9 protein-coding genes are annotated in these 8,513 nt (G+C 31.8%); all 9 read left to right on the top strand.

The features are described 5' to 3' along the window. The first annotated feature begins 162 nt into the window (after nt 1–162). Nucleotides 163–2,700: a zincin-like metallopeptidase toxin domain-containing protein gene (locus J2X31_RS18025; RefSeq protein ID WP_310028955.1), complete on the top strand. Its 2,538-nt coding sequence runs from the start codon at nt 163–165 to the stop codon at nt 2,698–2,700. Next, a complete protein-coding gene (locus J2X31_RS18030; protein ID WP_310028956.1) occupies nt 2,700–3,008 on the top strand; it encodes a hypothetical protein in 309 nt (102 codons plus the stop codon). Before J2X31_RS18025 ends, J2X31_RS18030 begins: the two co-directional genes overlap by 1 nt. A gap of 91 nt (nt 3,009–3,099) precedes the next feature. Beyond that, nucleotides 3,100–3,795 (top strand): zincin-like metallopeptidase toxin domain-containing protein, encoded by a 696-nt coding sequence (locus J2X31_RS18035; RefSeq protein ID WP_310028958.1) that lies wholly within the window; start codon nt 3,100–3,102, stop codon nt 3,793–3,795. 1 nt (nt 3,796) lies between these two features. After that, nucleotides 3,797–4,072 (top strand): hypothetical protein, encoded by a 276-nt coding sequence (locus J2X31_RS18040; protein WP_310028960.1) that lies wholly within the window; start codon nt 3,797–3,799, stop codon nt 4,070–4,072. A gap of 57 nt (nt 4,073–4,129) precedes the next feature. Continuing rightward, nucleotides 4,130–5,608 carry a hypothetical protein gene (locus J2X31_RS18045; protein ID WP_310028963.1) on the top strand — a complete coding sequence of 493 codons (1,479 nt, stop codon included), beginning with the start codon at nt 4,130–4,132 and terminating at the stop codon, nt 5,606–5,608. A gap of 4 nt (nt 5,609–5,612) precedes the next feature. Further along, entirely contained in the window at nt 5,613–5,975 is a 363-nt protein-coding gene (locus J2X31_RS18050; RefSeq protein WP_310028965.1) for a hypothetical protein, read from the top strand. 104 nt (nt 5,976–6,079) lie between these two features. After that, nucleotides 6,080–7,084, top strand: coding sequence for a hypothetical protein (locus J2X31_RS18055; RefSeq protein WP_310028967.1), 1,005 nt, complete (start codon nt 6,080–6,082; stop codon nt 7,082–7,084). 1 nt (nt 7,085) lies between these two features. After that, on the top strand, nt 7,086–7,547 hold the full coding sequence (locus J2X31_RS18060) for an SMI1/KNR4 family protein (protein WP_310028969.1): 462 nt from the start codon (nt 7,086–7,088) through the stop codon (nt 7,545–7,547). 312 nt (nt 7,548–7,859) lie between these two features. Continuing rightward, complete coding sequence (locus J2X31_RS18065; RefSeq protein WP_310028972.1) at nt 7,860–8,282, top strand: hypothetical protein; 423 nt, start codon at nt 7,860–7,862, stop codon at nt 8,280–8,282. Nucleotides 8,283–8,513 lie beyond the last annotated feature (231 nt).

Consider the following 8,513-nt stretch of genomic DNA (forward strand, 5'->3'; position numbering starts at 1 on the left):
TTTGCACTTTTTGTTTGGAATGCAGACCTTAGCGTTCCTGTTGATGCCCTTGGTTATTATACCGGCTTTATCATTGGGATGCTGGTTGACATTATCCTTAGTGCCTTTTACTCAGGTGGTGCCAAAACCGTTGCCGATGTTTTTTTTAAAACAAAAACATGAATGAGCGATTTTAAAGAAATAATAGATTATTTAAAGTTTCACAGAAGGCAAGAAGCTTTTGAAAAAAGCAACTGCCGTATGGCCACAAAAGTTGATTTAGACTATACCATTGCTGGTATTCCTCACGAGGACGATTTGATTTTTGTTGACAAGCTTGAACTCGAAAACGCAACCCTATATAAAAAATTAGATCAAGAAATAGAAGGGAACCTCTATATTTTGGCACAAAACAACACACTGCAGTATTACATCAAGAAAAACGACAGCAATAACTTGTTTCGCAGGATTCCTTTGGAGCTATCAACCGATTGGGAAAGCCTCGATCCCGATGATTTGAAGATGATAGCACTTGATGCCGAACCTGTTTTTTATTATGATTATCTAAACCTAATAATTATAGCACCTTCTCTTGAAGAGGTAACAGTTTTTCCCGATAACTTTGCCTATCATCCTAATGATGTTGCTAATGATGTTGCAAATGAGGGTAATTATCTTTTCAATTTTAAAGACCATGAAGGCTATGACTTGGGGCTTTCTGATTTGTTTTTGAGAACCCTGATGTCGTCTGCAGCACAAACCATTTTTTCATTATTAAAAAAGCAAGTAACTTTTACAAAAGATGCAAAACCTGGTTTGGTGTGTTTGTTGCCAAGATTTGATATAAAAGCCACGACTTATACATTAAGTTATGCCTATTATGAACGTGGCATTTCGTTATCAGACGTTGCTCTATCTCTTGAGTTTAAGAGCTATGGAGCTATGGCAGAATTTTTGAATCAAACGATTTTTTATGCCCTTCACGATATAGATAATTTTATAGATGACGACCCTACTACCAGCACCTCCAGAGAACTTTTTATAGACGAATATGTCTATTATCTCAATAGCCATCTTCGTTTTGGCAACTACAACCAAATGATGGAGACGCTCTATTTTGTACCTATATTTTTATTTAAAAAAATAGACCGCAACTTTTTGTGGGACGTCTTGACGACATTATTAGAACATTCTGTCACCAATTTTGGGCCGAATACCGAGGATATTGTCATTAGGATTTTGGAAGGCTTGGCGGAAAGCTATGAGAATAAAAACATCTTTTTAGGCAACCTTATCCATATAAAAACTAGAGACAAAAAACCGCTTTTGGAACGATTGCTTTATCGAGTGGATGGCCAAAATAACCAAAAGATGATACTTTTTCTATACAACATTTGGAAAATATCACGCTTTACGATTCCTGACATAGAAAAAAATCCTGAATTTAAAAGCACAAATGGCCCTATTTTCTTGCCTTATGAATCTCAAAAATGGGCAGGTTTTTATTTTAGCAATGCCAATGTAGATTTTGTAAATCAAGAAATAATTGTGGATTATGAAACCGGCAAAAAAATAGTTGAGCCTATAAGAAGAAAAACAGAAGATGGTGTTTGGGTAGATGATTTTAAGGAAAAGGAAATAATAGAAAACTACACCTATCACCCCTTTTATCCGATCTTTATAAAGAATGTAGAAAAACAAGAAACTACTATTGTTTTTGACAGCATTATACCAGCATTTTTACTTTATGCTAACGAAAACAAAGCCTTTTGGCATAATTTCATTAAAACAGGCGAGTATGTTTTAGATATTGCAACGACTTTTTCCGGCATTGGTAACTTGGCAAAATTCAGACATTTAGCAAAACTTGGACAAGCTGGAAGCTTGATTGCAAAAATAAAACTTGGAGCAGGAATTGTTGAAGTTTCCAGTGGAGTAGCCAATACATTACTAAAACTCACAGGCTTTGAAGACACAGCTACAGGCAAATCTCTGCAAGAATATCTGTTTTGGTTAGAATTATTATCTTTATCAGGCGAAATTACTGTGGCCATAAAAAATGGGTTGCAAAAAAGTGCAAAGAAACTTGTAGAAAAATCAGAAGACCTTTCCAAGCTAGAAAAACAACTTGATGATTTAGTTGAGCAAGGTCAAGTTGCTCGAAAAGAAGCGGATGAATTGTTAGTTCATTTGGAGACTGTGGCAGAGATAGATTTCCTTGCTAAATGGGATATTCCTTTAACTGGACCTGGTGGAAAAGGTTTTTTAGGAGGGCAAAAGTTAGGAAGAAAAGAAATAAAGCTTTGGATAAGCAAAATAGAGGATATAAGTAACGGAAAAGCAGTCCTTAAAATTATTGATGAAACAAATGATACATTAAAAGGAGGACAAGCAGGGTTCAACCCCTTTACAATGGAAATATTTGTAAAAAAAGGAGTTACAGAATACGAAATTTTTCATGAATTTAAACACCTTGAAGAGTTTATGAAACTTGGTAAAGAAGAATACATTAAAGGATGGAAATCTGTAGGAGGCACTCCAGAACAACATTTAACAAGACAATACCAACGTGAAATGTATGTATATAATCAAGTAATGAAAGAAGCTAAAAAATTCAATAAGGAACAATTAAAACATGCTTATGAAGAAAATATTTCACCCGTAATTAATAAATTACAAAGAGCAGGAATAGAAATTAATAAAATTAAAATCACAAAATAATGACAAAAGAAGAAATCATAGAAAAAGTAAAAAAGAATATGAAAACCATTGGATGGTTAGATTATGACAAAGAAATAGGTATAGAATGTTGGGACAAAGAAGAAATTGAAGATAGAGAATACAAAAAAAGAGAAATTTATAGAGTTTTCTTTTATTTCCCAGATGAAATAATTTCTCGAGATGAAAATGGTGAAATAACTAGTGCTATAGAAGGCTATTATTGTTCCTGTTATGTAGATGCCACAACTTATGAAATTTTATACTACTCAAGACCACATGGGTACATAGAAGTTGATGGAAGTTATTAAAATAATAACCACCTTCGGGTGGTTTTTTTCATTTGCATAAGAAGGATTATTATCTTTATCAGGCGAACTTACTGTTGCCATAAAAAATGGGTTGCAAAAAAGTGCCAAAGAAGTTCTTGAACAAAGCGACAATCTAGAAAAACAACTCGATACCCTTATTGAAAAAGGCGAAATAGACGAGGTAGGGAAACAAAAGTTGTTGGATGAGTTGTTTGATGTGGCAGAAGTTTCTTTACTGAATAGAGGAAGATTAGCAGGGCAAATTTTAGATGAGGTTGCTATATCTAAAATAAAATCATTTCTTACTAAAAATAAAGTAGAACTTCAAATCGGTAACGAAAAAGGACTTTTTGATGTAGAGGGGTATTTTTATCCATCAGGAAAAACTGTTATTATGGAACCTCATAATGCTGCTATGTTTATAACTGATGGTTTAAAAATGAAATTGGTTTTAAGAGAAAATGCAACGATATTAGAGTTTTTACATGAATTTTTGCACTTTAACCATTGCAAAAGTTTAGGAATAAAAAACTATTATAATTTAAAAGGTGTTGATGGTTTAATAACAAGAGAAAGATATGTTTTTGATAAGTTAATGGAGCATAAACAATATTTGAATAGAAAAGAGTTAATTGATGCAAAAGGTTATATGAATTATTACTATGAGACTTATGGTATATCAGATAATTTAGATAATCCTTTAAGAGCAGATTTTAATTTCAGTATTTCTCAAATACCAAAAAAACGACAAGAAGTAAATATTGATAACCTTTTAAATTTAAAATAAGATGATAACAAAAGAAAAAGCAATAGAAATTGCAAAAACATATTTAAAAAAGAATAATTGGAATTATATATTCATTCATGAAGAAAAAGTTCAATTTAAAGAAAAATTAGAAATGTTTTCTGGAAAATATGAAGATAAAGAAAGAGATGTATTTTCTGTATGTTTTGATATGGAGGGATATATGAATCCTATATTATATATTGTTCACATAGATGCAGAAACATCAGAAGTTTTATATGTTTTGGGCCCTCATGGTTCAATAGATGTTTTAGAATAATATTTAAACCACCTTCGGGTGGTTTTTTAGTTCATGGGCGATATTGTAATTAGGATTTTGGAAGGATTAGCGGAAAGCTCACAAAGCAAGTACATTTTTCTATCTGAATTAATCAACCGAAAAGCAAGGAACAAAACCTCATTATTATCTAATTTATTTTATAAAATAGACGGCGAGAATTTTGTGACATTCGTTAAGTTTTTGTGGAGAATTTGGAAAGAAAGCACATTTATTTTTCCTGATCCAGCAACCAACCCTATTTATAGCAACACTGATGGCTCACTATTTTTGCCCTACCAATCAGAGAAAACAATTGGTTTTTATTTCACTTCGCTAAAAGTTGTAGAAAAGACAAACACAGCGTTAGCTGTAACCTATGAAACAGGCAAATATGAAACCTACATAGGAAAAGACCCTGGTGGTGCAATGACAACCAAAAGCAGAAAAGTTACTGAAACCGAAAGCTATCATCCCTATTATCCTATTTATCTCGTAAAGACAGACCAACAAGACTTTCTTTTTGATGACCTAAAGCACGAAACCTTGGTACCCGCTTTTGTATTATATGCCAACGAACTTAAAACTTTTTGGAGCAATGTAGTAACCACAGGAGAATATACGGTTGATATTTTAACAACTTTATCAGGAGTGGGAAATATTGCCAAGTTCAGACATTTGGCAAAAATAGCCACCAAAGCACAAAAACTATCTTTCGTGAGTAAAACGGGTAAAGCTATAGCCACTGCAAAATCTACTGTAGTTGCAACGGCAGCTGTCGTAGAAATATCAAGCGGTACGATAAATATTTTGCTTAAGCTAACAGGTTTCAAAGATACCCAAATAGGCAAAGCTCTTAATGAGTTTTTGTTTTATATGGAATTGCTATCTTTGGGAGGAGAGTTAACAGCTGCCATTCATAATGGAATAAGGAAAAATGCCAAAGAGATTTTGAAACATGAAGATGATCTTAGAAAAACAGCTAAAAATGCTGAGGAGGCGAAGCAGATTGATGAGGTTATTGATGAGTTGAGAAAAAACGCAGACAATAGATTTAAACAATTAAATTCGATCGCCGATCCTGTAGCTGATATTTTAGGAGCGGCATATAAATCACATCCCGAACGATTGAATGAAATCATTAATATTTTAAACTCGAAAAAAGTCGAGATTATTTACAAAGAAACCGAAACATTAGGGTATTCACCAGGTTTATCAAAAGGCAATCCAGGTCAAATACACATACACAAAGAGGCTTCTATCTCTGGATGGGAACATGAATTTACACACTTTCTTGATGATGAAGCTGAAGGTTTCTTGGGTATGGAATCTTTATTTGATTTAAACTATAGAGTTACAACAGAATTAAATGCTTACACCAAAGAAATTGATTTTGTGAAGAATTTAAAAGGAGATAATTCAAAAGTAATTGAACAATTAAAAGTGAATTTTAAAAATGAGTTAGAGTTTCTTGCGAGAAAAACTGTAATAACAGACAAAAATATCTTAAACAGAATTAACGAATTTAATAAATATTAGAATTATGAAACATTTAATAGAGTTAAATGAAAATATTAATAAATTTTCAAATCAAGAATTGTTAAATAATTTTAACAAAACACCCTCGCCATATGGAGAATATGGATATTATCCAGTCTTTGCCTCAAGAATACTTGAATTTAAGAAACTATTATTTGAAGAGTTAATTGCTGATAGAAATGTAAAAATAGAATTTAGAACATTTAAACCATCATGGTTGATTGCAATTTCTGTTTTAGATCATTGTGAAGATGAAAATATTATAAAGGAAATGATAAAACATATTAAAAACAATTGGCGTAAAGATGATTTTGATGATTTTAAACATTATGTAAGTAAAGAAGATAGATTTAAGAAGTATTTTTAATGCATATCTAACCACCTTCGGGTGGTTTTTAGTTTAAAAGCTCTTTGAAATAGTTAAAAACAACAACACAATAAAAGCTTGATATTTTAACCACATTATCAGGAGTGGGAAATATTGCCAAGTTTAGGCATCTTACCAAGCTTAATAAGCTAGCTCAAGTAGCCAAAGGTGTTGATGGGATAGAAAAAGTGGTACAGGCGAGTAATATATTACGTTACATAAAAGGAGCTGCTGGAGTTGTAGAGCTAACCAGTGGTTCTCTTAATTTACTGCTCAAAATTACAGATTTACGAAACGAAAGTCCTTACAAAGAATTATCTCATTTTCTGTTTTACTTAGAGCTTTTAACCTTGGCTGGCGAATTGACAGCTTCGTTAAAAGTAGGGTTGAAGAAGAGTGCGAGAGAAGCAATTGAGAAATCTGATGGTGCTTTTAGAAAACAATATGATGAGTTGTTTGGGGAGTTGTATAAGATTGCAGGGTTGAAAAAAGTTTACCAACACGTTGATGACTTTATGTTAACAAGACCAAAATTTCAAGATGTGAATTTGGTTAATAAATTATGGGAAGAAAAAATAGTAAATAAGCTTTTATATCCAACAAGTTTAAGAAAATTGTATTTTAAATATTTAGACAAATACCCTAATTTACGAAGAGGGTTTAACCAAGCAGAGTTTAAGACCACTATTTTTAACCAAGGAAAAAAAATTGATGAAATAGTAGAGTTTTCAATTTCTGGGGATAAAGACAAATTAATAACTTCTTTTGGAAACCCGCCTGATTTACCACCAAATGCAATTGATATTTTAGATGATTATGATAACTTTGAAGCATTTGTAAAAGGGGCAAGTGATTTTTCGGGTAATCCTAGAAACTACGACAGCGAAATAAAATACATTTTCAATTTCTTGAGAAATCATATCAATAAAGGAGATGAATTTATCATAGAAACCCAAAACATCTTTAAAACCTGTGGCAGTTGTAGAAGAGAATTTGTAATGCTTGAAGATTACCTAAAAACACAAGGTAAAAAAGTGAAAATTATAGTGTATAGTGATGAGACAATTAAAGGTACAGCACGTTTAAAAGAAAAATTAAAAATTAAATAAAATGACAATACAATATTTAAACACAATAGTTGAAAATCCAGTTTTAGATGGATTTAAAAATAGGCCTCTATCGATAGAAAAGATAGTTGAATTAGAAAATAAGTTCAATAAAGGGAAAGAGTTTCCAAAAGCATTTAGAGAGTTTCTATTTTTAGCAGGTGATTTTAATAACTTTGCCTTCGATGATTTAGGAGAGGGTTTAGGCGAGCTTCAAAACATTGCCAAAGAAGAACTAGAAAGCACAAATCAAAAAGTAGATAGACCATTTTTTGCGTTTAGCGTATATAATAGTTGTTATAGTGTAATATTTTTAGATGAAACTGAAGAGGATCCCAAAGTGTATTTGATTATGCCTTTTTTGGCAAAAGGCGGGTCACAACCTTTAATTAAACCCAATGGTTGGAATTTTAAAGCTTTGGTAGAGGAGCATATCCATCGTGTAAAAAACAATATTCCATTTTAGTTGATTTAACCGCTCAGCAATGAGCGGTTATTTTTTAAGTATTCATTAAAACAACCCTAAATTTGGAACAGTCGATGGAAGTTTTGGTGTATGGGTAACCAATCCAAGTTATTACAAGCAATATGGAGGTCAATCCATCAACCTCACCCAGTTTTGGAAAGCTGTAGATGAAGGAATTTCTTATGAAAAAGCATCTTTTGAAACTTTCACAGGAAAATGGGCTAAGAAAAATGGGTTTGAAAAGGCGATTTTTGAACCAAGTAAAGAAATATTAAGAACAGAAGTAGTTGTAAAATTTATAAAATAATAATAATGAATGGTATAAAAATTTCAAATGAAACTTATTATGATAAAGATCATAATAAAACATTTAGCTATCAAGAAAAATATAAATCCTTTAGTATTGGTAGCGTATTCAGCACCCTTGTTCCTTTTTATGCAAACCTTCTAAAACCCATAGTAGGGGATAAGATAGAAGAAACGTTTAAAGATTTTGCTTTATCCAAAGAACAAACAGAGCAAATACAAGCTGTTTTTGAAGAGCAAATAGACCTTCATATCCCAAAAATGGAAACTAAACTTCCGTATGATAATTTTATTGAATGGAAAGGCAAAAAGTATGAAATGAATTTGCGATTACATAGTCCGATGAATCGTAGAATAATGGATTTTTATAAAATAATTACCATTTGCAAAGAATGTCTAGCAGAAGATAAACCGATGTCTATTGAATAACATTTTATAACCGTTCAGCAATGAGCGGTTTTTTTGTAAATAGTATAAAATAAATTTAAGTTTTTCCAACACCGAGGATATTGTAATTTGTATTCTAGAAGGATTAGCGGAAAGCTATGAGAATAAAAACATCTTTTTAACCTGAACTCGATTAATAAAAGACCGCTAATTGGTTAGTTTTAATTGTTTCGTATTTTAAAGAAGGTTTTTTCGGCAGAAAATTATAAGCAA

The sequence above is a fragment of the Flavobacterium arsenatis genome, assembly GCF_031456785.1.
Classification (GTDB): domain Bacteria; phylum Bacteroidota; class Bacteroidia; order Flavobacteriales; family Flavobacteriaceae; genus Flavobacterium; species Flavobacterium arsenatis.

Coding starts and splice junctions, on each gene's coding strand:
- J2X31_RS18025 (WP_310028955.1), top strand. CDS start 163: ATGAGCGATTTTAAAGAAATAATAGATTATTTAAAGTTTCACAGAAGG.
- J2X31_RS18030 (WP_310028956.1), top strand. CDS start 2,700: ATGACAAAAGAAGAAATCATAGAAAAAGTAAAAAAGAATATGAAAACC.
- J2X31_RS18040 (WP_310028960.1), top strand. CDS start 3,797: ATGATAACAAAAGAAAAAGCAATAGAAATTGCAAAAACATATTTAAAA.
- J2X31_RS18050 (WP_310028965.1), top strand. CDS start 5,613: ATGAAACATTTAATAGAGTTAAATGAAAATATTAATAAATTTTCAAAT.
- J2X31_RS18060 (WP_310028969.1), top strand. CDS start 7,086: ATGACAATACAATATTTAAACACAATAGTTGAAAATCCAGTTTTAGAT.
- J2X31_RS18065 (WP_310028972.1), top strand. CDS start 7,860: ATGAATGGTATAAAAATTTCAAATGAAACTTATTATGATAAAGATCAT.